Origin of the sequence: Anaerotruncus sp. 80, from assembly GCF_009936115.1 — a bacterium.
Classification (GTDB): domain Bacteria; phylum Bacillota; class Clostridia; order Peptostreptococcales; family Anaerovoracaceae; genus Senimuribacter; species Senimuribacter intestinalis.
In genome coordinates this window covers 268,728-293,642 of record NZ_QWES01000001.1, presented here as the reverse complement: position 1 = coordinate 293,642, position 24,915 = coordinate 268,728, and the positions used below count along the sequence as shown (strand labels likewise).

Below are 24,915 nucleotides of genomic sequence, written 5' to 3'. Positions count from 1 at the left end.
AAAATCCCGGCAAACAAGGCTTTCTTGCCGGCCGGGGATTTTATGCGTCGTGGATAAGAATATTTTATACGAATACAATCTGTACGTTTTTACAGTTGGTCAGATATACGATAGAAGCGTAGTTGATGCCAAAGGATACGATATCACCAGGCTTCAGATCTCTTTCGGCATCTTCGATATCTAAGATAGTGTGGTCGGAGGAAGCGCCAATGACCTCAACACCTTTATCTTTCGGGAAGATTTCGTCGATACTGCCGTAATCAACCTTACCGATACCAAGAAGGGCTCTCTTTCTGATGCCTCTGTCAACATATTCAGGTGTGTGTCCAAAAGCATCAATAGAAATTTTGCCAACCGGGTGGGACGGTTTGTCCTTGACTTCGATGACTTCAGCTTTCAGCGTATAAGTGTCCTGGTGCATCCAGCTCATGTCATAACCGTAAAATACATCTAAATCTCTTGCGAGAAGAATACCTTCGCCGACTCTGAGCAGATTGATTCTCTTTGGCATGTCGTGATTGATAATTCTAGGCAGGCTTGTAGTAGCGCCACCGGAGATGTATTCCAGCTGTCTGCCGATTTTGCCTTCGATTCTTTCTGCGATAGCAACCAGTTCGTCCAGTTTGTCAGCTGTTGCTTCGATGGAGCCGTAGCAGCCCAGATTGGTGCCGACGCCACCTAGTTCCAGATTCTTAAGCTCATTTTCTACCATGACAGCAACATCAACCATTTCGTCCTTGTCCCAGAATCCTTCACGAAGGTCTCCAAGGTCAGCCATCAGAATGACTTTGTGCATCTTGTTCTGCTTTGCAGCTTCTTCGTTCAAAGCTTTCAGTACGGAGACCTCACTGTTTAAGCTGACATCGCAAAGTCTTACAACTTCTGGAAGTTCGCTGAGCATTGGAACACGCAGCAGCAGCATTGGAAGATCAATACCGCAGTCAATAGCATCTTCAATCTGTTCCAGTCTGGAGGAAGCAATCAGCTTTGCGCCGCCTTCAGCAAACATTTTAGCGCATTCAGGAATACCCGTTGTTCCTTTGATAACGCCGGCAATGTCAATGCCGAAAGGTTTGCACTTCTCAACTACTGCGGCTACATTTTCTTTTAGATACTGTAAGTTGATTTCAACTCTCGGATAAATTTGTTTTACCATGGTGTTCTCCTTTTTTATAAGCTTATATCTTCATTTTCTATTCTAATGGACCTATTTTACCATGGAAAAAGTGGGGAAGTCCATATATAAAGATTATTTCCTTTGGTATTTTTTTGAGGAAAAATTAAGTCTAAGACAGGAAAACAGACTTTGTCTAATAATTGACAATGTGTGATAAATGTTGATAAATCAGGGAGGAAGGACATGCAGAAGCACTGTATAAAAAGGCTATATTGAAATGGCAATTTTTTTTCCAAAATATCTGAAAAAAGACCTAAAATGATATTCAGAAATTATGTATAATTTAATAGATAAACAAAGTATGAAAGGCGAAGGAAAAAGAATGAACAAATTTACATTTGACAACATGCCCCAGCTTAGAGTACTGAGCAACGAGCAGGTAAAAGAAATGCATGAAAAGGCATTATATGTGTTGGAAAATTTAGGAATCATTTTTGCTTATGACGAGGCACTTGATTTACTTGAGGGAGCAGGCTGCGAAGTAGACAGAACAACGCAGAAAGTTAAGTTCCCGAGAGAAGTAGTCGAGAATGCAATCAAATCTGCGCCGAGCACTTTTGATTTATATGACAGAAACGGCGAATTTTACTGCACATTCGGCGATGGCAAGACCCGTTTTAATCCGGGAAGCAGTGCCGGCAACGTACTGGAAAGCGACGGCGAGACTGTTAGACTATCCGGCGTAAAGGATCTGAAACTTTTGACGAAAGTTGCACAGAGCCTGCCGCACATCGATTTTGTATCTTCTTCCATCGTTTGTGAGGAGGCACCGGGAGAGCTTGGTTCCCAGTACCTGTATTACACAGAGATGCAGAACTCCATCAAACCGATTATCGGCGGTTCTACTGATGCAGAAGGCGTACCTAGAACCTTCAAGCTGTTAAAGGCTGTTTTAGGGTCGGAAGAAGCAGTTAGAACCAAACCGTATACACTCTTCGATATCTGCGTGACATCTCCGCTGAAGTGGTCCCATATCGGAGCAAGAAATATCATCGACTGTGTCAGAATGGATATCCCTATTAATCTGATTTCTGCACAGATTGCGGGCGCAACTGGTCCAATTACCCTGGCAGGCTGTATCCTGAACCACACCGTGGAAATTCTGGCAGGTCTGGTACTTGCACAGGTTACTAAACCGGGACATCCTGTTTCCTATGGCGGTGCACCTTGCATCTTCAACATGAAGACCATGTACACCCCGATGGAATCCATGGAATGCAGCATGGTAATGGCAGGCTATGCGCAGATGGGTCACTACTACGGACTTCCGGTACATACTTATGCTGCAATGTCTGACGCAAAGATTGTAGATTATCAGGCAGGCAGTGAATCTGCAAGATCTGGCCTCATGGCTATGATGGCAGGTGTGTCTAACGTATCCGGTCCGGGCGGACTGAACGTTATCGCTGAAATGTCCATCGAAAAGCTGGTTATCGACAACGACTATATCGGCACATTGAAGCACTTGCAGAAAGGCATTCGCTTTGATGATGAAGCGCTGGCTGCAGATTTGCTTTTGGAAGTTGGTTCCGGCGGAAATTTCATGACCCAGAAACACACATTAAAGAATTATAAAAAAGAACAGAATTACAGCAATATCACCATGAACTATCAGGAAAGAGCTGCTTGGATCAAAGAAGGCAAGAAGTCCATCATGGACAAGGCGAGAGAGTATGTACAGGAAATCGACAAACAGACTATCTGCCCGCTGTCCGATGAACAGAGAAAAGCCCTCGATGCTGCTTTCATTGAAGTTTGTGCTGACGCTGGACTTTCCGAAGAGGTCGCAAAGGACCTGATTAAAAAGTATGATGAAGCTTAATCGCTAGTAGGGTAGACGTTTAGGTTTTTGTCATAAAAGAAATTATACTTTACTTAAATTATAAGAAAGGAAAAGTACGACTTAGAAGCCCCTATCTTCTATGTTGCACTAAGGTAAACTTATGGGTAGACGAGTTCCTATGTGGCAAGTGTTACTATGCGTGGTATTTACGCTAGGCGTAATTTGTTACTCCATCTTCCTTACACCGGATTATGGTGAAGCACATATGCCGATGATTCTGGCAGCTGCTTTCGTAGCGATTGTTGGCGCCCTCAATGGCTGGAAATGGAGTGTCATGGAAAAAGGTATGGTTCAGGGTATCAGCCGCTCTATGCAGGCAAACCTGATTCTGCTGACAGTAGGTATCCTGGTATCCACCTGGAAAGCAGGCGGCATCATTCCTTCCATGATTTACTATGGACTGGACATCATCAGTCCTGCACTGTTCTTAGTAACTGCGGCTCTGCTGTGTACGATTATTTCTTTCGTAATCGGATCTTCTTACACCACTGCAGGTACCATCGGCGTAGCGATGATTGGTATTGCAGTTGGTCTTGGCATCAATCCGGCGCTGGCTGCAGGCGCAGTCGTATCCGGCGCATACACCGGTGACAAGATGTCTCCGATGTCCGATACTACAAACATGGCACCGGCTGTATCCGGTTCTAACATTTTCGATCACATTAAGCACATGGTGTGGACTGTAACACCATCTTATGTCATCGCACTGGTTCTGTGGTTCATCTTAGGAAGAAGTGCAGCGCCGAGCGGCGGAATTCAGATGGAAATGAAGGATATCCTCCAGGATGCAATTCAGAATGAATTTACAGTAAGTCCATTCCTGATGCTGCCGGTTCTGTTCCTGCTTGCAGCAGTAGTGCTTAAGATTCCTGCACTGCCGGCAATGTTTGTTGGCGTAGTTATGGGTATCTTCTGCATGGGTGTTGTGCAGGGAATTGATGCGGATCAGTGGTTCTCCATCATGCACTACGGCTATAAATCCTCCAGTGCTGACATCGTTCTGACTGAAGAATATTCCGTAGCTGACGTAGTCGGCGGCGGCGGATTTGACGGCATGCTGTGGACTGTATCCATCGTACTTTGCTCTATGTCTTTCGCGGGCGTACTGGAAGCAACAGGTATGCTGGGACAGCTGGTAGAAAAGATTCTGAAGGTTGCAAAGACCAACGGACTTCTGATTATGACTACCGTACTGACTTGTCTGTTCATCAACCTGCTCTGCGCAGACCAGTACTTGGCAATCATTCTGCCGGGCAGAATGTACAAGACTGCTTTCGAAGACAGAAAGCTGAAGAACAAGAATCTGTCCAGATGTCTGGAAGACTCCGGTACACTGACTTCACCACTGATTCCTTGGAATGTGTGTGGCGCAACGATGACAGGCTTCTTGGGACAGCCGACAATCGCATATGCACCATATGCCTTTGTTAACTATCTGTGTCCGATTATTTCTATCATCTACGGATTCACCGGATTTACCATCGAAAAGATGACCGACGAAGAATACGAAAAGATGTTAGAAGCTAGAAGAGCAGAAGAAGAAGCGACAAAGAGAGAATTAGAAGCATAATCTTAGCTATTTGAGCTGATATAAATACTTCTTTCAAAAGGAAAGGAGCCAGCCTGCGGGCTGGTTCCTTTTCTTTTTTGCATATTTTTGAAAAAAGTACTTTACTACTTTACTAAAGTAGAGTATTATAGTAATGCTACGTTTTTAAGAAAGGAAATTTACGACATGAAAAATTTTAAGAAAGTATTTATTTTAATGATGGCATTGGTGATGACTTTTGTCATGGCAGCATGCGGCGCAGACGATGCCCAGTCCGATATGGAGTATGTAAAGGAAAAGGGCACGCTGGTTGTCGGCATTACAGAATATGAACCGATGGATTACAAAGCTGAAAACGGCGACTGGATCGGTTTTGATGCAGATATGGCAAAAGCCTTTGCGGAGAGCCTGGGCGTAGATGTGGAATTCACTGTCATCGACTGGGACAACAAGATTGCTGAGATTAAAGGCAAGAGCATTGACGTGGTTTGGAACGGCATGACCCTTATAGACGAAGTAACTTCTGCCCTGGGCACTACCAATCCTTACTGCAAGAATGGTCAGGTAGTAGTTGTTAAGAAAGAGAAAGCAGATCAGATTCAGTCTGAAGAAGATTTGCAGGGTCTGACCTTTGCTGCAGAAGCAGGTTCTGCAGGAGAAAAGACGCTGAAAGGCATGGACTTTGAGGTGACTGCCGTGCAGACACAGGCTGACGCTCTCATGGAAGTATCTGCAGGCACATCTGATGCTTGCGTTATCGACCTGATCATGGCAGGAGCTATGATTGGCGAAGGCACCAGCTACGAAGATTTGACTTACACTGTACAGCTGAATAACGAAGAATATGGCGTGGCATTCCGTCCGGAATCCGACCTTGTGGAAGCTTTAAATCAGTTCTTTAAGGACAGCTATGCTGACGGCACTATGATGGAAATCGCTAAGAAGTACGGTGTACAGGAATCTATCATCGAACAGAAATAAAGGAAGTTTATAGAAATTATGATGCAGGAAGTAATGCTGGCGCTGTCCAGTGGATTTTTAGTCACAATTAAATTATTTGTGCTGACGCTGATTGGGTCGCTTCCTCTGGGACTTTTGATTGCTTTTACCTCTATGAGCAGAATCAAGGTAATCAAGGTGCTTTCCAGAACGGTTGTCTGGATTGTCAGAGGAACGCCGCTTTTGCTGCAGCTGATTGTAATTTATTACGGTCCGGGTCTGATGTTTGGAAATAACCTCTGGGGCGGCAGCAATGCAGGCAGATTCATTGCTGCGCTGGTTGCTTTCATCTTTAACTATGCCTGCTACTTTTCTGAGATTTACAGAGGCGGCATCGAAAGTATTTCCAAGGGACAGTACGAGGCAGGACAGGTCCTTGGTCTTACCAAACGGCAGATTTTCTTTAAAATCGTGCTACTGCAGGTGATTAAGAGAATCATACCGCCTATGGGCAATGAACTGATTAACCTTGTTAAAGATACTTCCCTGGCCCGCGTCATTGCGGTTTACGAGCTGATTTGGGCAGGACAGGCATTTATCAAGAGCAGCGGTATCATCTGGCCGCTTCTGATGACCGGTGTATTTTATCTGGTATTCAGCGGCATTCTGGTGCTGGCATTTAATGCGCTGGAAAAGAAACTGAGCTATTTTGAAAGTTAAGGAGGAAAGGATATGTCGATTTTAGAAGTCAAAAATCTGAAAAAGAGTTTCGGCAAAGTCAGCGTGCTCAAAGGCATTGATTTTTCTCTGGAAAAGGGCGAGGTACTGGCAATTATCGGCTCTTCCGGCGGCGGAAAGACTACGCTGCTTCGCTGTTTGAACTTCCTTGAGTATGCAGATGAGGGAACTATTTCCGTTGGCGGAGAGGTGATTTATGAGGGCGGCGTGACCAATCGTTATAACGAAGCCGAAATCAGAAAGAACCGGCTTCACTTCGGTTTGGTATTTCAGTCTTTCAACCTGTTTCCGCAGTATAACGTGCTGCGCAACGTAACCTTGGCGCCGGAACTTTTGAAGATCAGCACGGCGGCAGACATTAAAGAACATGCGCTCAAAACCATTGAACGGGTCGGTTTGACCGATAAGCTGGAAAACTATCCTTGCCAGCTCTCTGGCGGACAGCAGCAGCGTGTGGCAATTGCTCGCGCTCTGGTGATGGATCCAGATATTTTGTGTTTCGACGAGCCGACGTCGGCGCTGGATCCGGAACTGACTGGCGAGGTACTGAAAGTAATCAAAGGACTCAAAGGCAGTGACAGCACTATGATTGTTGTTACCCACGAGATGGAGTTTGCCAGAAGCGTGGCGGATAAAGTCATCTTTATGGCGGATGGACTCATTGAAGAAATGGGCACGCCAGAGGAAGTCTTTGATCATCCAAAGTCTGCGCGCACCCGCGCGTTCCTGCAAAAGTCGCAGGAAAAAATTTAATACATATTTAAAATGAGCCGCCGGTGGTTATGCCGGCGGCTTTTGGACTTTTGCGGACGGGCGCCGTGGGGCGTCCGCGGAACTCTTTGTTGTGAGAGAACGTGCATATTTTTAGTGATTTTGCCGGTAATATGCACAATCGTGTGCATATTTTTGTAGGAAACACTTCTTATATGCATAATGACATCGCAAAAACGGAGAAAGCTGGCAAAGAAACAGAAAAATCGTCCTTTTCCAGCTTTAAATGTACATATTTTAAGGATTTTTTCAAAATATATGCAGAGCGCTGTGCATATTTTGGGGGATTTTTGCAAATATATGCATTTCCGCTAACTATGACCGCCCCATGCTCAGTTGCTCCGGTTGTAACTAGCTGTAAGTTGCCAGCCCTTAAATTTCTTCCACTATGCCGTGGGCGGCACGATAAGCTTTCGGTGTCATGCCCTTGGCTTTTTTAAATACTTTGGTGAAATAGCTCTGGTCATCAAAACCTGTGGACAAGGAAACATCGATAATGCTTAAATTGGTATTTGCCAAAAGATTGCATGCATGTTCTATCTTTAAGGTGTTAAGATAATCAGTAAAGGTCACACCCATTTCTTGTTTGAACAAGGTGGAAAAGTAAGAAGAGTTGACATGGAGATTGGTCTCGATGTCCTTTAGGGAAATTTTCTCCTTGTAGTTTTTGTTGATGAACTGCAGTGCTTTGGTTACTATCTGGGAACGTCCATTATAAATAGAAGTCAGCATGTTCTTTGTAATCATCTCGATTAGAGACTCTGATACAGAAAGCAGCTCATTGTAGCTGTCAGTTTCGCTGAGTCTGTTGATGATGTCAAGGTCGGTGTCGATGACCTGATTGAGATTGCTGTCGCTTTCGCTGGCGATTCGGATAATGATGGCAAAGAGCCAGAGAACTTTTGCCTTGATTCCTTCCATATTGCCCACTTCCAAAATGGAGAAGGTGCTGAGCAGTTTGGCTACATTTTCTTTTGCGGCAGCAACCTGTCCGTTGCTGACATTGTCGATTAGGACTTTTTCTAAGTCGTAAGGGTATTCTACAGTGAGATGCTCTTTTTTATAGTGTTGAATGTCGATATTAATCTTATTCTGCTCACTGTATTGGTTGCGCAGTGCACTGTAATCGTCGCTGCCAGATACTGATGTGATGATACAATTGTAAAACAGCAGTGCAATTTGTGAAATCTGACTAGGATGATATACTTTCATCTTGCCTGCGAACATCTTTGCCATAGCGGCAGCCTGCTCGTCCAGCGCATTGAGGTTGGCGAAGCTAGATGCAGTGCTGTTTCGGAGTTCCCCCATGATAACAGGACCTGCAACGAAATAACCGGCGAATACTTCGTCGATAATCAGTGAAATTGCGATGTTAGCAAGACCGGCTTTGCAAAGAAAGATATAGGGTTCTCCGAGACGAGAGGCAAATTGTCCGGCGGAAGCTAGGTTCTTTCGACATGGACTGTCTTCTTTTTTATAAATACTGAAGATATTACAAATTTTATCTTCAGTTTTGAATTCTTTTATAATTTGGTCGTGGTTGTTAAAATAGGTAACAGGTATGTCTGTAATATCTGAAAAAGCTTCTAAAGAAGTATTCAAGTACTCTGACAAAGTTTCTGCATTGGGTGTGTCAAGGCTTGGAATTACAAAGTTTTTCATAACAAATACACTCCCTTTCGTCGGTTTCACATTATGTAAAAAATATACAATTTTTTATAAAAATTTTCATTCACATTATAGCACAGGCAGAAAGTAAAAACAATTCCAATTTATATAAGGCGGCAAAGAAATATAAAAATATTACTTTTTTGAGGGTGACAAAAATAGTACTAAAATTTCTAAAAAGTTCTATATACCGCACTCGTTTAAAACCTGTACAATGAGAGTATAAAAAGCATAGTCTTTATTATTTTAGTTTTTAATTAATAATTTGGAGGTAACAAGAATGAGCAAAGAAGCAATCATGGAAAAAGCAAAGCAGTCAATCGTTGAAGCTGACGAAGATATCGCTATGGAAGCCCTGGCTGAAGCTGAAGCTGAAGGTGTAGATCTGGTTGAATTACTGAGCGACGGATATTCCGCAGGTATGAAGGAATTAGGCGACCTGTTCGGAATGGGAGAAATCTTCCTGCCAGAACTGATCTTCGCAACAGAAGTTATGAAGGCAGTAAGTGCTGAAATCGAAGGCAAGATGGACATGTCCGAAGTTAAATCCGCTGGTACTTTAGTAATCGGTACTGTAGAAGGAGACGTACACGACATCGGTAAAGGTATCGTTGCATCCCTGGTTAAGACCAATGGTGTAGAAGTGATTGACCTGGGAAGAGAAGTTCCTGCACAGAACTTTGTTGATGCTGCAATCGAGCACAACGCTGAATTTGTAGGAAGCTCTGCTCTTTTAACTACTACAATGACAGTACAGAAGGACATCGAAGATGCGCTGAAAGAAGCTGGCATCAGAGATAAAGTTAAGACTATGGTAGGTGGCGCTCCTGTAACCAATCGTTGGGCAGAAAAAATCGGTGCTGACGCTTATTGCGAAGACGCTTCCGATACAGTAAACTTCATCATGGACTGGATTGCAAAACTGTAAGCCGGACAACCGTAACTGATAGTAACTGAATAAATATTGGAGGTAAGTGAGATGGGTAAATTTATCCACGAAACTGACATCACAGGATATAACATTTTATCCAATGATGATTTAGACGCACTTCACGAAGCGACCCTCCAGCTGATGGAAGACTACGGCCTTCAGATGCATGGAAAAGAAGCGTTAGACATCTTAGCCGGCGCTGGCTGTGAAGTTGATTACGAAAACGACAGAGTAAAATTCCCTAGAAATCTGGTAAACGATGCAATCGAAAAGTGTCCTGCAGAGTTCACTCTTTGCGGTAGAACTCCTGACAAAGATACTTTGATCGGTGGTAAGAAAGTTGCATACAAGAACTTTGGTACAGGCGTATTCATCTTTGACCCTTACACAGGAGAACTGAGAGAATCCACCAAAGAAGACCTGGGGAATGTAGCAAGATTTATTGACGCGATTCCAGAAATCGACGTATTCTCTATCGCTGTAACCGCAGGTGATGTAAACCAGAAGGTTCGTTCCCTGCACGAAGCAGAAGTTGTATTCAACAACCTGACCAAGAACTTTGCACACGACCTTGAGGGTGTAAAGAATACACAGAGATTTATCGATATGGCTGCTGCCATTCAGGGCGGTTATGATAAGCTGAGAGAAAGACCGATCGTTGCGATGGGTGCTTGCCCAAACAGCCCGCTGGAAATCAATGAAAATGAAACCAGCATTATCATTCTGTCCGCTAGACACGGTCTGCCAATCGATATTCTGTCCATGGGACTTTGCGGTGCTACCACACCGGCAACTCTTGCAGGTACTCTGGTTTGCACCAATGCAGAAATCCTGGGAGGTATCGTACTTGCACAGATCGTAAATCCAGGAAACAAGATTCTCTACGGATCTTCTACTACAATCATGGATATGAAGACTGCACAGTCACCTGTAGGTGCACCTGAGCACGCAATGTGTTCCGCAGCTGTAGGTCAGCTGGGTCACTACTATGGAATTCCTACCAATGTAGGCGGTACATAGGCTGACGGCAAGTGCTTTGACGTACAGTTAGGACATGAAAAGACCATGACTAACATGCTGCCTGCACTGACAGGAAGTAACGTCATCTATGGTATGGGTATGATGGAAATGGGTATGACCATGAGCTATGAACAGCTGTTGACCGACGCAGAAATCGTAAGAATGACGAGAAGAATTCTGCAGGGAATTCCTGTAAACCAGGATACAATGGCGCTTGACGTAATTAAAGCAGTAGGACCTGCTAACAATTACTTAGCACATAAGCATACCAGAAAGTACATGAGACAGGAACTGTCTACGACACAGTACATCGACCGTACACAGAGAGAAACCTGGGAAAAGAAAGGCGCTATGACGATGACCGAAGCGACCAGAGCTAAGGCAATCGACATCTTAGAAAATTATAAGCCAGAACCACTTCCAGAAGATGTTAAGAAGAGGATTCATGAGATCGTAGTTGAAGGGGAAGAAGAAGCTGAAGAATTAGCTAAGTTTGAAGCGAAGAAACACTAATCCCGTTTAAGATTTTTTTTCAAATGAATATCACAGGAAAGGAAGGATTCGATATGGCTGAAGAAAAGAAATACTTTACCCGTATGGGTGACGGTTCCGTCGTATATATGACAGAAGCCGAAATCCGTGCGGACATGGCTGAAGGTATTGCAGATGCTGTAAAGAGAGGCAAAATTGACCCTCTTACTGATGAAGAAGTCGAGCATCTTTACGATATCATCACAATGCCGGGCAGCATCGTTGGTGTAGAACCTGGAAAACAGATTGTATTGACCAATGACTCCGGTGCTTACAAATTGAACATCAAGAGCCAGATTCCTATCGTAAAAGATAACGAAGTTCTCATTTACGAAAGATGTCTGGGTGTTGACTCTGTAGACGTTGGTAACTCCGACTACAACTACAAGACTGCAAAAGGTGTTGCACAGCGTGAAGCTGGTGCGCTGAAGCAGGCTTTGAACATCAGTACTATGCCGTTGTTCTACGGTGCTATGACTAACCTTGGTTTCTACACGAAACCAGATGGTCCTGTAGAAAACTGGGCAGAACTGTTGCCGCTGGGACAGATCAAAGAAGCAATGGCTGCGCAGGAAGATGCAATTCCGCACGCAGTAAAAGATATCGTATACGTTGCAAAACAGATGTACGATGTTGGTGCTGATGGTATCAACTTAGATACTTCCGGAGCTGCTGGCGACGCAGACTTCTTAGCTGCTCTGCAGGCTTGCGAAGAGATTAAAAAACAGTTCCCAGATATGGGCGTTGAAATCGGTATGGCGGGCGAATTCGTACTGGGTATGCACGGCAAACTGAAATACGACGGAAAGAGACTGGCTGGTCTTTATCCGCATGACCAGGTTAAACTGGTAGAAAAAGCTGGCGCAAGCATCTTTGGTGCAGTAGTAAACACTAACTGCAACAAGACTTTCCCTTGGAACATTGCAAGAGTTTGCACATTCATCAAAGCTTGTACTGCTGTTGCAAACATTCCGGTACACGCAAACGTTGGTATGGGTGTATGCGGCGTTCCAATGGTAGAAAATATGCCTTCTGATATGATTTCCAGAGCCGACAAAGCCTTAGTAGAAATAGGCAAAGTCGACGGGTTCTAGGTAGGCGTAGGTGACCCTGTAGGAGCTGAAGCTACACACTCAATTTGTGCTGGTATGGGCGGCGTTCGTACTGCCGGAGATCTGGTATTACGTATGCAGCTTGCTGAAAAGATGAAAATCGACGAAGCCAAAGCGTATGTAGCTGAAAAACTCGGCGTATCTCTCGATGAATTACATGACATCGTGACTATGACCGATAAGAGAACTGACCTTGGTCTTGGTCTGACACACGTTGAGCCTTGCGCAGAAGAAAACAACGGTATGGCAGCTAAGTTCAGAATCGCTGAAGTTCTTGACATCAAGATCAACTCCGTTGAAAGATTCAAAGAAAGAGCCGGCATTAAATAATCAGAAGTTTCTTTGATCGAACAGTCTGCAAGGAGTAGGCTGGACGCAAAACAACAGTCTGATTGAGTGGACGACTCAAATTACAAAAAATATAAAATGGAATAGGTTTGCAAGGAGTAAGCCTATTCCATATTATTAAACTTGAAATTACTGAATTTTAGAATAGTTCAAATTCAGTAACCTGTTGCAATATGATAAGATATGTGAAGATAAAACGCAGCTGCTAAAATAATCAGCAGAAAACAGAGAATAATCTTACGAAAATTCTATAGCAAATTCTAAATTTGTGTGATAGAATAAGAAAGACTATAAATTTGTTATTTTTCTATTCACACGTATGTAAAGGAGGCGCATATTTGGATAAGCAGGATTTATTCAGAAGAGCGAAAGATGCCATTGTTGATGCTGATGAGGCAAAAGCTCTGCGTATTATCGAGGAGGCAAAGAACGCAGAATTTGATCTCCTGGATTTACTGCTGTCTGGGTTTGGTGCCGGCAATGACGAGATAGGTTCACTATTTGATAGAGGTGCTCTGTCTCTGCCTGAATTGATCTACGCGGCAGAAGTGATGAAGAGTGTGACAAACACAATTCTAAATTTATTAAATGAAAATGAAAGACCGGTTCCTGAGAAAAGAGGAAGAATCTTACTGGCTACCGTAGCGGGTGATGTACATGATATAGGCAAAGGTATCGTGGCTTCCACCTTGCGGACAGCGGGATTTGAGGTAATCGATCTTGGGTGTGAAGTTCCCGTTGAGACGATTATTGAAGAGGCCAGACGATATAAAGCAGATATTATAGGCACCAGTGCGCTGCTCACCTCTACTATGACAGAGCAGAAGAAGCTGGAGAAGCTTCTGATGGAAACCGGCGAAAAAGAAAGCTTTATTACCATGGTTGGAGGAGCGCCGTGCACACCGCGCTGGGCTAAGAAAATTGGTGCCAGCGGCTACAGTGAAGATGCCATTGAAGCGGTTAAGGTAGCACTTCAGCTTATGAAAGAAAAAGAAGAGCAAGAAAAGAATTCGTAAATGTGGAGGAAAATAAAATGGGCAAAGAACTTATTTTTCAGGCGCTGAGACATGAAGAAACCAAGGAACTTCCTTGGGTGCCTTTTGCAGGTGTGCACGTTGGTAAACTGAAGGGCTACACTGCAGAAGAAGTTTTAAGAGATGAAGACAAATTGGTAGAATGCTTGATTGAAGCAAACAAATTATATACACCGGATGGACTTCCTGTCATCTTCGATCTGCAGGTTGAAGCAGAAATTCTGGGATGTGACCTGATGTGGGCTGAGAACAATCCGCCTTCAGTAAAGAGCCATCCGCTGGCAGCAGAAAAGACTATCCCTTGCAAATGCAAGATTCCTACAGAAAATGACGGCAGACTTCCTATGATTCTGTCTGCTATGAGAAGAGTCAAAGAAGCAATTGGTGAAGATACTGCTCTGTATGGTCTGATTTGCGGACCATTCACTTTAGCATCTCACCTGCGTGGAACTGATATCTTTATGGATATGGTAGGTGACTCCAACTACGTAAAGGAACTGGTAAACTATTGTGCTGAGGTTTCCATTGCTATGGCTAAGATGTACATCGATGCTGGTATGGATGTTATCGCAGTCGTTGACCCGCTGGTATCCCAGGTATCCCCTAAGCACATCGAAAAGATGCTGTCTGATGGATTCAAAGCAGTATTTGACTATGTAAGATCCAGAGGTGCTTACTCTGCATTCTTCGTATGTGGTAATGCTACTAAGCAGATCGAAGTAATGTGCAAGATGAACCCGGATGGCGTTTCTGTTGACGAAAACGTTAACTTGGCAGAAGCTAAGAAAGTTACTGACCAGTACAACGTTACTATTGGTGGTAACATTCCTCTTACTACTACCATGCTGCACGGTAATCAGGAAGACAACATGAAGGGTGTTATTGACCTGATTGACTCCATTGATAACCATAAGAACCTGATTATTGCTCCGGGATGCGACATGCCTTATGATACACCGATTGAAAATACAATCGCTTGCGCACAGGCAGTGAAGAATCCTGACAGCACCAGAGAATTAATTAAAAACTACGAAACTGTCATCGATGATTCCAACATCGAAATTCCTGACTATGAAAACCTGGATAAGGTTCTCATCGAGTTGTTCCTGCTCGACCCTGAACAGTGCGCAGCCTGCACCTACATGCTGGCTTCCGTAGAAGATAACTGGGATGATCTGAAGGATATGGCAGAATACAGAGTATACAAATACTTCATCAAAGATGATATCGCAAGAACCAGAAAGATGGGCATTGCAAATCTGCCGACTATGTGCATTAACGGTGAGCAGAAATATATTTCCATCATCCCTTCCAAGGATGAATTAGTTGCATCTGTAAAAGAAGCACAGGCTAAATTAAAGAAATAAATCACTTTGAATGATTGGTAAGGTGGTAGGCCGGTGGTCTATCACCTTATTATTTTGTTCAGCGAGGCAAGGTATGAAAAATCAAAAAATATCTATAGAAGAGGCGAAAGCGTATCCTCTGGCAGAGAAGCGCTTTATCAGAACTTGCGGTTTTAATCTGGAAACCGAAAAGCATCAGCGCATGATGAAGATGGGCATGGATGTGAGAAACAAGGGGATAGACGGCATCAAAATCGATGCCCTGGTGTCGTATTATGGCAGTGAAGTTTATCACGACAGCAAGGTGCAAATAGGAGATACGCAAATCTACTGCAACTATTTCGAACAGATTCCCAAAGAGTGGGTAGAGGGTGTTTACTTCTATATGCTCACCGTTGGTGAATGTCTTTTTTCCAGTGAAGAAAATATAATGGATTTTTTATATGCTGATATTTGGGGAACGAATTATGTAGACGCTGGCGTTGAAATCTTGAAAACAAGACTTCTAGAGGATTTGAAGCAGAGGTTTCCAAAGCGAGATCTGTATTTATCCGATGAGTTTGGTCCGGGATATTTCGGTATGCCGGTCATAGAATCCAAGAAATTTTTTAATATATTGGACGGGGCTTCTATCGGGGTTTGGGTGAAGGACAGCGGACTGATGATTCCGCAGAAAACCTGTGCGGGCTTATATTTGGTGCTGAACAGGCAGGGCGTAAAGGCAGAACCGGAGTGTATGCAGTGTAGGGGCAATGCTTCTGGATGTCAATTTTGTGCAGTTAGAGCGGAAGCTGAGACGAATTAGAGGGAGGTAGCTATGAAAATTACTTTTTTACCACAGAACATAACTTGGGAAGCAGAAGCTGGCGAAACCATTTTGCAGGCAGCGGTGAAAGCCGGCGTAAATATAGACGGAAACTGTGCAGGTATGGGAACCTGCGGAAAGTGCAAAGTAAAGATTATTGAAGGCGATAGACAGACCATAAATGACCATCACCACAAACTGTCTGAAAATGAAATTGAGGCGGGATGGAGACTGGCATGTTGTCATCCCGTATCTGAGGGCATGATCATCGAAATGCCGGAGTCTGAAACTACAGCTTCCAGAAAGAAAAAGCTGATTCATCTGCCGGAAGGCTTTGAAAAAGTGCCGCAGGTAGAAAAAATCTGTGTGGAAGTGCAGGCGTCTGACATCAACGATCAGAGAAGCGATGCGGAGAGAATGATTGAAGCGCTGGGCTTTGAAAACCTCAGCTGTACTTTTTCTGTAACGAAAAAAATCCCGGAAGTGCTTAAAGCTGGCAATCTGGTTACAGCAACTCTTCGCGGCGATGAAATGATTGATTTGGAAGCTGGAGACACCACTTCTGAAAATTACGGCGTTGCAGTGGATATTGGTACGACTACAGCGGTTGTTATGCTTTGGAATGTACAGACAGGTGAGATGATGGATGTTTCTGCATCTACTAACCCGCAGGGGGCATACGGTGCCGATGTTATTTCCAGAATCACGTTTGTAATGGAAAAAGAAGGCAATCTGGATGTGATTCACGACGTTATTATCGATTGTATCAATAAGGCGGTGGAAGGCTTTGCTGCGGAGCACCACTTTAACCCTGCAAATATATATCAGTACGTGGTAGTAGGCAATACGACAATGAGCCATATTTTCCTCGGTGTAAATCCTGCCCAGCTGGCGGTATCGCCGTTTACACCAGTATTTACTGAAGGTCTCTCTGCAAGATGCGAAGAGCTGGCGCTGACAGGGCATAAAGATGCGCAAGTACACGTGGCTGGCAATATTGCAGGTCATGTGGGCTCCGATATTACAGCGGGCATTATCACAAACGATTTGATGGACTGCGATAAAGGACACCTTTTTATCGATATCGGCACCAACGGTGAAATCGTACTGACCGGAAACGGAAGAGCGGTAGCTTGCTCCACAGCGGCAGGACCTGCTTTTGAGGGAAGTTCCATCAAACAGGGTATGCGTGCTGCAAGAGGCGCCATTGAGAGAGTGGACATTCTAAAAGATCGTGTAGAGATTGCGGTTATTGGCGATGCAGAGCCAATCGGTATTTGCGGATCCGGCATTATCGATGCTGTAGGTGAGCTGATTCGTACCGGTATCGTGGATAAATCAGGCAGACTTCTTGGAAGAGAAAAGCTGGCAAAGAAGGGCATTTCAGAAAATATCCTGAAACATATAAAAGAGGACGACAAGTCCAATGATTTTGTGTTATACTTTAGTAAAGACGGCAAAAGTGATGTAGTCATCACCCAGAAGGACGTCAGAGAAGTGCAGCTTGCAAAGGCGGCTATTTCTGCTGGCATTACGATTATGATGAAAGAAATCGGGATTACCAAAGATACTCTTGAAAAAATCAGTATCGCAGGTGCTTTCGGCAACTACATCAGAAACACCAGTGCAATCAATATCGGTTTGCTACCGAAAATTGCAGAGGAAAAGATTTACTCTCTTGGAAATTCCGCAGGTATCGGCGCTTCCATGATTCTCCTTTCAGAAAGAAGCAAAGAAGAAGCAGAGGTGGCGGCAAGAAGAATCGAGCATATCGAGCTTGCGGCAAGAAGCGATTTTCAGGATCAGTATATGATGGCAATGATGTTTTAATGTCTGCTTGTGAGAAAGGATTGACAAAAAAGACGAGACGGAGGAAATCATGTTAGATTTTAGCAGAAAAGATTATTCCAAAGAAGAACTGCTGCGTATCATGGCTTCAGATGACCCTGAGATTTTACAGGCTTTATTCAGCCAGGCGCGGAAAATCCGAAAGGAAGTGCAGGGTAATAAAATCTTTGCATATGGATTTGTGTATTTTACGACCTATTGCAGAAATAACTGCAACTTCTGTTATTACAGAAATTCTAACAAAATCGAGAGATACAGAAAGAATAAAGACGAGGTTCTTGCTATTTCAAAGTCCTTGATTGACTCCGGCGTCAATCTCATTGATTTGACCATGGGAGAGGATCCGCAATATCATGCTGAGGACTTTGAAACTGTCTGTCAGATTATTAAAGAGATAAAAGATGTTTATGATACGCCGGTGATGATTTCACCGGGTGTGGTAAATCACAATATTATCGATAAATTTGCAGAAGCAGGAGCGGATTTTTATGCGCTTTATCAGGAAACCCACAACAGAGAACTTTATGCGAAGATGAGAGTTGGACAGGATTACGATGCTCGTATGAATGCGAAGCTTTACGCGAAGGAGAAGGGGATTTACATCGAAGAGGGGCTTCTTGCAGGCATTGGCGAAACGAGCGAGGATATCGTGGATTCTCTTTTGACTATGGGTGAAATCGGCGCGAGACAGGTGCGCGTCATGAGCTTTATTCCCCAAGAGGGAAGTCCGATGGAAGACTGCAAGACTCCAGACCGAATTGAGGAGCTGAAGATTATCGCTCTGATGAGACTTTTGTATCCGAGTGCCCTGATTCCGGCGTCTTTGGATGTGGACGGCATAAGGGGCTTAAAGGATCGGATCAATGCAGGCGCTAATCTGATTACTTCCATTATTCCTCCTAAATCCGGCTTTATGGGGGTTGCCCACAGTACTATGGATGTAGATGAAGGTGGTAGAACTGTGGAAGAAGCAGCTTCTATTCTGGATGAAATGGGACTGCGAATTGCAAGCAAAGAAGAATACGAAGCATTCCTTCGGCAGGTGCGCCCATGAAGGTCGCAATTATCGGAGGAAAGCTGCAGGGAACAGAGGCGGTATATCTAGCCTCTGCCTGCGGTTTTGAGAGCATTTTAATCGATAGTAATCCGAATGTTCCCGCTGCCGGTCTTGCAGACCGCTCTATCTGCGGGGATATTACGGCCAGCGATGAAGCTGTGATAGCTGCCATGATGGAAGCGGACTTTGTGCTACCTGCCAACGAAAACGACCGAGTGCTTGAGGCGGTTTGCAGAATTTGCGAGGAAAAGGGTCTGCCCCTTGCTTTCGACAAAGCAGCTTATGAAATTACCAAATCCAAGAAAAAGTCGGACAGACTGTTTCTGGAAAACGGCATTCCGGCACCTCGCTATTACCCAAAAGGAAAGGCGCCGTATATCATGAAACCTTCAGGGGAAAGCGGTTCGGCAGGCGTGACTTATGCCCGCAGCAAAGAGGAGGTAGAGGCGTTTTTAGCAAAATGCACAGATCCTGAAAACTGGATTGTACAGGAGTATTTGGAAGGACCGTCCTATTCTATTGAAGTCATCGGTATTCCGGGCAATTACAGAACCTATGCGGTGACGCAGATTCATATGGATCAGTTCTACGACTGTTGCAAAGTGACCTGTCCGTGTCCAATTACAAAGGAGCAGGAAGCGAAATTTTCTGTATTGGGTAAAAAACTGGCGCAGCTTGTCAAGTTGCACGGCATCATGGATGTGGAAGTCATTGACGACGGCGAGGACTTTAAGGTACTGGAAATCGACGCCAGGATTCCGAGTCAGACTCCTATTGCTGTGCTGTACGCATCGGGAATAAACGAACTATCGGAACTTGCAGATATCATTGTAAAAGGCGAATTTGTATCGCCGCAGTGCGATTTGGGCAGATTCAGTGTCTATGAGCATTATCGCCGTGACAAAGGCGCAGTTGTGCAGGAAGGTGAACATATGATGAGCGATGCCGGACCGCTGGAGAAACGAATGGACTTTTGCGGCAGCAAAGTGAGTCTTCTCGACGAAAAAGAAAACGGAGATTTCTGCGGCATTTTTGTAAACTGGGCTGATTCAAAGGAGAAATTGGAAGCACAGAGAGAACAAATTTTGAGAAATCTAAAAACCTTACCATAAAATTAAAAAATATTGTTAACAAAACAATATTGGTTATGATACAATACTGGTAGAATGAATTTGAAAAAGTTGCAGAGGAGTGCTGATTATGGAGAAATTTACCGTAACACAGGCAGAAAGAATCGGAGAACTCAACGGCAGCAAAGAACTGATTGAAGCTGAGTTTGAAACAAAGGCGGAGCGTGATCAGGCTTTTCGCAAGGCTGAGAAAGAGTTGGTTCGTGAGAGTCGTGCCAAGATTAAGTCGCTCCTCGATGAGAAGCATATCACACAGAATATTCTAGTTGGCAGAAGTCTGGAAGACTGGCTGATGGGTGAAGCTTTTACCAAGGTGGTGACGCCTACCATTATCACCAGGGATATGCTTGCGAAGATGACGATTGATGAGTTTCACCATCTGTCAGAGCAGGTGTTTTGGCTGGACAAGAAGAGATGTCTCAGACCTATGCTTGCACCGAACCTCTATGTAGTGATGAGAGAACTTCATCGGATTACGGGAGAGCCTGTTAAGATTTTTGAGCGCGGCTCCTGTTTCCGAAAGGAATCTCAAGGAGCGCAGCACATGAACGAGTTTACCATGCTCAACTGTGTGGAGCTTGCCGCCATTCCAGAAGGCGGACAGCTTGAGGAAATGAAGCGCCTGGCAAGATGTGCCATGGAAGCACTGCAGGTGCCGGAAGATGAATATGAGTTTGTTGTGGAGGAATCCACTGTTTACGGGCATACTTTGGACATTGAGATTAACGGCATGGAAGTCGCTTCCGGCTCCTATGGTCCGCATTTTCTCGATGCGCAGTGGGGCGTGTTCGATACATGGGTGGGAATCGGCTTTGGCATTGAGCGTCTGACCATGGCGCTAAACAAAAGCAAGACCATCAAACGTTATGGCGGAAGTATCGCCTTTATTGACGGTCAGCCGCTGAATGTATAATTTTGAGATAGATAAGAGGAATTTCTGATGACAAGACTTAGAACCGAATGGATTACTTACATGCTGGATGGCATGGAGGAATATAACAGGGATTTAGCTGCTAAGACAGGCATGGATCTTGCTGCACTTATGGCGGATACTTTCTGTGTCAGCAAGTTCGATTTAGCTGCGGCACAAAAGAACATAAAAGTTGCTGTAGTTCCAATCACCCAAGGTGAAGGGATTATCGGAAGTTTCAGCGAGTCTGTGGCAGCCATTGTGAGATCCATGGGATTTTGCGCAGACGTAATGCCTAATACCGATGTAGACGGAATTTACGATGCAACTCTCGGTGGCTATGACGTACTGTTCTTTGCTGATGATATCCGATACTTAGCACTGAATATCCGTTCTGGAAAGGCGTCTGACAATAATTATGCTACAGCGCTTGGCTTTGTTAAGACTCTGCTTGCAATGATGAAAAGACAAGGTGAGAATATTGCTGAGGCAAAGATTCTGCAGATTGGCTACGGTATCGTAGGAAGAGAATCTGCAGCAATTTTAAAAGCAATGGGCATAGATTTTGACTTATATGACAACAATCCTGCTGCGATTACTGATTTTGAAGGAAAGACTATTTCTACAAAGGAAGAAATCAAGGATTATCAATATATTTTGGATTTTACCAATGAAGGTGAATGGCTGCACAGAGAAGATCTGCGTGCGGATGTCATTTACGCAAGCCCGGGCGTGCCATATTCCATGGATGAAGAGACAGCTGCAGCTTTTGAAGCGCAGTCTGTTCACGACAATCTGGAAATCGGCACAGCAATTATGCTCGGAGAAAGTTTGTTTGGTAAATAAAACTGATGTGGGGTGCGGATCGTATGGATCACATGGACTCTAAATCCATGCAGCCGGGTGAGACTCCCGGGCACCTCGCCATGAAGCCCTAGCCCGGTTTGCTGTGAAGCAAACCGTTGGCAGGTCTCACATCAGGCTTTCCCAAGAATGAGAAGCATGATTGGAAGAATGCTACGGTGAAAGCCGATTTTCATAAGGTTGTGCAAAATACGCTGGAGCCATTTGAAATGCAAAACTTTGAATGTAAGGGTTGTGCAAAATGAACAAGATTAGTTTAAAATGCACAACGCAACGAATCAAGGTTGTGCCAAAATGAGTGAAAACACCTAGCAATGCAAAACTTTATACACTGGGAATGGCGTAAAACGGACTAAATGTGCCTAATTGTAAATGCTAGCAGGGATAAGGTTGTGCAAAATGAATATAATTAATCCGAAATGCAAAACTTTGAAAGCTGGAATTGTGCAAAATGTACGAGATAAGCTGAAAATGCACAACACGGCAGCGCAGGATTGTGCAAACTAAGTGAAAATCATCAAATATACAAAACTGTTGCCGAAGAAAAGCGGCATTCTAACATAGAAGGAGAGTAAACCATGATTCAGATTGTACTGCTCAGTGGATTTTTAGGTGCTGGTAAGACTACCTTAATGCAGAGGCTGTTAGATACCTATCAAGAACACAAAATTGGTGTTATTATCAATGAGTTTGGCGAAATTAATATTGATGCAAAGCTTGTAAGCAGAGATGGTATTGATATTGCGGAACTGTCAAATGGTTCTATTTTCTGTGCTTGTATTAAAGACAAGTTTGTAGACGGGTTGATTGAGATGTCGAAAACCGACATTGAATATCTTTTCATCGAGGCGTCCGGTCTTGCAGACCCATCCAACATGGGCGACATCGTTGATGGAATTAAGAAGGATACCAACGATAATTACCTGATTAAAGGAAATATCTGTGTAGCTGACTCCTGCAACTTTTTGGAACTGGTAGAAGTGCTGCCAGCGCTGGAGAGACAGGTGAAGCATGCCAATGCAGTGATTGTCAATAAAATGGATTTGATTGATGACGAAACTTTTAAAGAAATTGCTGAAAAAATTGCTGAAATCAATGAGAGCACTAAGATTTATGCGGCAACCCAATGCGACGTAGATATTAAAGATATTGTAGATAACTTTGCGCCGAGCCTGGTGAGAAGCGAAGATACAACCAACACTTATGAGAGCAGACCGCAGACTTTTATCGTCAAGGCAGATCAGCCTGTGGAAAAAGAAAAACTCATCGCTTTTATCAAGTCTATTTCTGACAGCAGCTATAGAATCAAGGGGTTCTGTCAGACCATCGAAGAAGGCACGGTGGAAGTCAGCGGTGTGGTCAATAACTTGATTATTACACCGTGGAAGACTGAGGAAAAAACAGAAATCGTCGTAATTTCATCGGTAGGGATTAAGATGATGAGTCTGATTACAGAGAACGCAAAGAATATTCTGGAAGGAAGGTTCTATATTTAATGGCAGAGGCAAAGAAGAGGTACTATCGAAAAAACGTAGAACTCTTTGTTTTACTCAATAAGATGAAGCTATGGCCGGCGAGAAGCGGTCAGCTTCATGGAATTAGAGAGATTGATCTTGCGGGAAAGTACATTACCATTACGACCCATTGCGGAAAAAGCATGCGTCTTTACAATTCTCGTAATTCCAGGGCGGCAAGGTGGCTGAGGAATAAATGGGCACTGAAGCCGTGCAAGCAGTGTAAAGTTCCTGAGTGGAAGCTGGAAAAGTATTCTAAGACCATGTTTGATTCTCATTATGGAAGCGATTTAGTGCATAAAGAATAGGAGATTTTCATGTATATTGATATGGATTGCCCTTGTCAGGGCAAGAATTTGGATAAGTTATTACAACCATTGATCCTTTGCATTTTACTGCAGGGTGGCGATATGCACGGTTTTGCAATCCTGAAAGAAATCGGGAAGATTCCAAGGTTCGCAGACAAAGTACCTGATGCGACAGGTGTGTACAGATATTTGAAAAAAATGGAAAGCTCCGGACTTTTGACTTCCAAATGGGAGCTTGAGGATTTGGACGATGCGGGAAAACCTAAACGAATTTTCAGCATCACACCCGAGGGAAAGGGTTGTCTTGCCAACTGGGCGCAGGCGCTTTCTGATTATGAAAGCTATATTCATCAGCTGATTGAAATGATTCACCATTCGATTTAAGTGCATATAAAAAATTGAAAACGGAGCGCAATGCTCCGATTTTCGCTATATGAGTAAAAATAGGAGGAATTTTATGGCATACGTTTTACTGTATCTGACATGTATGATTATTTGTTATTTTGTTGCCAGCAAATTGCGCAATCACAGAGAAATCCTCAGTAAGATTATTAATGTGGTAACTTTAGCCAGCGTTTTTATGCTGGTTTTGATGATGGGGATGCGCATGGGCTCTAATGAAGAGATTATTGCCAGTCTTGGCACCATTGGACTGCAGGCTTTCATCTTTACTATTGTAGTTGTAATCGGCGGTGTTTTTTCAGTCATGGCGGCTAGAAAGCTGCTGGGAATTGATAAGTTCGGCAGATTAAAAGCGCAGGCAAAAGGTCAGACTAATGATGAAATCGCAGAGAGTGAAGCAGAAGCGGATACAGAAGAAGGCGGTGGTTCAGCGGCTTTGATGACCTGGCTGATTATCATTGCTGTGGTGCTGGGACTTTTGTTCGGTTACTTCTATCTTCGTGTCAATGTAGCAGATATTGATGGCTTTAATGATAAAGTGGGTAATGTAATGACTTTAGGGCTTTGCATTATGATAGGAAGCATTGGATTTGATATGGGGCTTTCGGGAACAGTCATTGCGCAGGTGAAGCATATTGGATTTCGGGTGCTGATATTTCCGGCGGCGGTTATCGTTGGAACGGCTGTTTCTTCTGTGATTATGAGCTTTTTTTTGCCGCTTTCGGTTCGTGAGTGTATTGCAATCGGTTTTGGATTTGGCTGGTATACCTTTGCACCGGTGGCGATTTCCAGTGCAGGTCACGTTATGGCGGGAGCAGTGTCCTTTATGCACAATGTCTTTAGGGAAACCTTTGGCATTATTCTGCTTCCGATTCTAGCAAAGAAAATCGGCTATATTGAGGCGTGCAGTCTGCCCGGTGTGGCAGCGGGGGATATGGGCTTATCGCTGGTGGAGAAGGCCTTGCGACCTGATATCGTAGTGTATTCCTTTGCTATCGGCATGTCGGAAAGCATTTTGATTCCGCTTCTGGTAACGCTGGCAATTGGTGTGTAAAATAAGTGAGAGGAAG

Annotated in this window: 20 protein-coding genes and 2 pseudogenes; 20 read left to right on the top strand and 2 right to left on the bottom strand. The window is 44.0% G+C overall.

Annotated features, from left to right (window positions below):
* Positions 1-64: 64 nt before the first annotated feature.
* The gene (locus D1155_RS01340) at positions 65-1,156 is read right to left on the bottom strand and encodes an alanine/ornithine racemase family PLP-dependent enzyme (RefSeq protein WP_160200612.1); all 1,092 of its coding nucleotides are present in this window, start codon (positions 1,154-1,156) and stop codon (positions 65-67) included.
* Between the two features lie 343 nt (positions 1,157-1,499).
* Here D1155_RS01340 and D1155_RS01335 point away from each other — a divergent pair, with 343 nt between their 5' ends.
* The 5 genes from D1155_RS01335 to D1155_RS01315 all read left to right on the top strand — a co-directional run bounded on the left by D1155_RS01335 (position 1,500) and on the right by D1155_RS01315 (position 6,999).
* Positions 1,500-2,999: a trimethylamine methyltransferase family protein gene (locus D1155_RS01335; protein ID WP_160200611.1), complete on the top strand. Its 1,500-nt coding sequence runs from the start codon at positions 1,500-1,502 to the stop codon at positions 2,997-2,999.
* A gap of 139 nt (positions 3,000-3,138) precedes the next feature.
* Positions 3,139-4,590, top strand: a complete 1,452-nt coding sequence (gene nhaC, locus D1155_RS01330) for a Na+/H+ antiporter NhaC (protein ID WP_207709505.1) — start codon at positions 3,139-3,141, stop codon at positions 4,588-4,590.
* A 165-nt stretch (positions 4,591-4,755) separates the two neighbouring features.
* On the top strand, positions 4,756-5,550 hold the full coding sequence (locus tag D1155_RS01325; protein ID WP_160200609.1) for a transporter substrate-binding domain-containing protein: 795 nt from the start codon (positions 4,756-4,758) through the stop codon (positions 5,548-5,550).
* Between the two features lie 21 nt (positions 5,551-5,571).
* Positions 5,572-6,228: an amino acid ABC transporter permease gene (locus tag D1155_RS01320; RefSeq protein WP_347560950.1), complete on the top strand. Its 657-nt coding sequence runs from the start codon at positions 5,572-5,574 to the stop codon at positions 6,226-6,228.
* A gap of 12 nt (positions 6,229-6,240) precedes the next feature.
* Positions 6,241-6,999, top strand: a complete 759-nt coding sequence (locus tag D1155_RS01315) for an amino acid ABC transporter ATP-binding protein (RefSeq protein WP_160200607.1) — start codon at positions 6,241-6,243, stop codon at positions 6,997-6,999.
* Between the two features lie 390 nt (positions 7,000-7,389).
* On the opposite strand, the gene D1155_RS01310 is transcribed toward D1155_RS01315, so the two are convergent.
* A complete protein-coding gene (locus D1155_RS01310; protein WP_160200606.1) occupies positions 7,390-8,679 on the bottom strand; it encodes an AraC family transcriptional regulator in 1,290 nt (429 codons plus the stop codon).
* A gap of 286 nt (positions 8,680-8,965) precedes the next feature.
* On the opposite strand from D1155_RS01310, the gene D1155_RS01305 reads away from it, so the two are divergent.
* From D1155_RS01305 to D1155_RS01225, 15 genes and pseudogenes are all read left to right on the top strand, one after another.
* Complete coding sequence (locus D1155_RS01305; RefSeq protein ID WP_160200605.1) at positions 8,966-9,613, top strand: methyltransferase cognate corrinoid protein; 648 nt, start codon at positions 8,966-8,968, stop codon at positions 9,611-9,613.
* A 51-nt stretch (positions 9,614-9,664) separates the two neighbouring features.
* Positions 9,665-11,149 (top strand): annotated as a pseudogene (locus D1155_RS01300) (trimethylamine methyltransferase family protein).
* Positions 11,150-11,172: 23 nt separating this feature from the next.
* Positions 11,173-12,609 (top strand): annotated as a pseudogene (gene mtbB / locus D1155_RS01290) ([dimethylamine--corrinoid protein] Co-methyltransferase).
* A 356-nt stretch (positions 12,610-12,965) separates the two neighbouring features.
* Entirely contained in the window at positions 12,966-13,643 is a 678-nt protein-coding gene (locus tag D1155_RS01280; protein ID WP_160200601.1) for a cobalamin-dependent protein, read from the top strand.
* A gap of 17 nt (positions 13,644-13,660) precedes the next feature.
* Positions 13,661-15,028: a uroporphyrinogen decarboxylase family protein gene (locus D1155_RS01275; RefSeq protein ID WP_160200600.1), complete on the top strand. Its 1,368-nt coding sequence runs from the start codon at positions 13,661-13,663 to the stop codon at positions 15,026-15,028.
* Between the two features lie 73 nt (positions 15,029-15,101).
* Positions 15,102-15,812 (top strand): hypothetical protein, encoded by a 711-nt coding sequence (locus tag D1155_RS01270; protein WP_160200599.1) that lies wholly within the window; start codon positions 15,102-15,104, stop codon positions 15,810-15,812.
* 12 nt (positions 15,813-15,824) lie between these two features.
* Positions 15,825-17,642: an ASKHA domain-containing protein gene (locus D1155_RS01265; protein ID WP_160200598.1), complete on the top strand. Its 1,818-nt coding sequence runs from the start codon at positions 15,825-15,827 to the stop codon at positions 17,640-17,642.
* A gap of 49 nt (positions 17,643-17,691) precedes the next feature.
* Positions 17,692-18,714, top strand: coding sequence for a methylornithine synthase PylB (gene pylB / locus D1155_RS01260; RefSeq protein WP_160200597.1), 1,023 nt, complete (start codon positions 17,692-17,694; stop codon positions 18,712-18,714).
* Positions 18,711-19,829: a 3-methylornithine--L-lysine ligase PylC gene (gene pylC / locus D1155_RS01255; RefSeq protein ID WP_160200596.1), complete on the top strand. Its 1,119-nt coding sequence runs from the start codon at positions 18,711-18,713 to the stop codon at positions 19,827-19,829. The genes pylB and pylC overlap by 4 nt, the downstream gene beginning before the upstream one ends.
* 88 nt (positions 19,830-19,917) lie before the next feature.
* Complete coding sequence (pylSc, locus tag D1155_RS01250) at positions 19,918-20,760, top strand: pyrrolysine--tRNA(Pyl) ligase large subunit (protein ID WP_160200595.1); 843 nt, start codon at positions 19,918-19,920, stop codon at positions 20,758-20,760.
* A 27-nt stretch (positions 20,761-20,787) separates the two neighbouring features.
* Positions 20,788-21,603, top strand: a complete 816-nt coding sequence (gene pylD, locus D1155_RS01245; RefSeq protein WP_160200594.1) for a 3-methylornithyl-N6-L-lysine dehydrogenase PylD — start codon at positions 20,788-20,790, stop codon at positions 21,601-21,603.
* A 596-nt stretch (positions 21,604-22,199) separates the two neighbouring features.
* The gene (locus D1155_RS01240) at positions 22,200-23,117 is read left to right on the top strand and encodes a CobW family GTP-binding protein (RefSeq protein WP_160200593.1); all 918 of its coding nucleotides are present in this window, start codon (positions 22,200-22,202) and stop codon (positions 23,115-23,117) included.
* On the top strand, positions 23,117-23,443 hold the full coding sequence (pylSn, locus tag D1155_RS01235) for a pyrrolysine--tRNA(Pyl) ligase small subunit (protein WP_160200592.1): 327 nt from the start codon (positions 23,117-23,119) through the stop codon (positions 23,441-23,443). Before D1155_RS01240 ends, pylSn begins: the two co-directional genes overlap by 1 nt.
* A gap of 9 nt (positions 23,444-23,452) precedes the next feature.
* Positions 23,453-23,827, top strand: coding sequence for a PadR family transcriptional regulator (locus D1155_RS01230; RefSeq protein ID WP_160200591.1), 375 nt, complete (start codon positions 23,453-23,455; stop codon positions 23,825-23,827).
* 73 nt (positions 23,828-23,900) lie between these two features.
* Positions 23,901-24,899 carry a lysine exporter LysO family protein gene (locus tag D1155_RS01225; protein WP_160200590.1) on the top strand — a complete coding sequence of 333 codons (999 nt, stop codon included), beginning with the start codon at positions 23,901-23,903 and terminating at the stop codon, positions 24,897-24,899.
* Positions 24,900-24,915 lie beyond the last annotated feature (16 nt).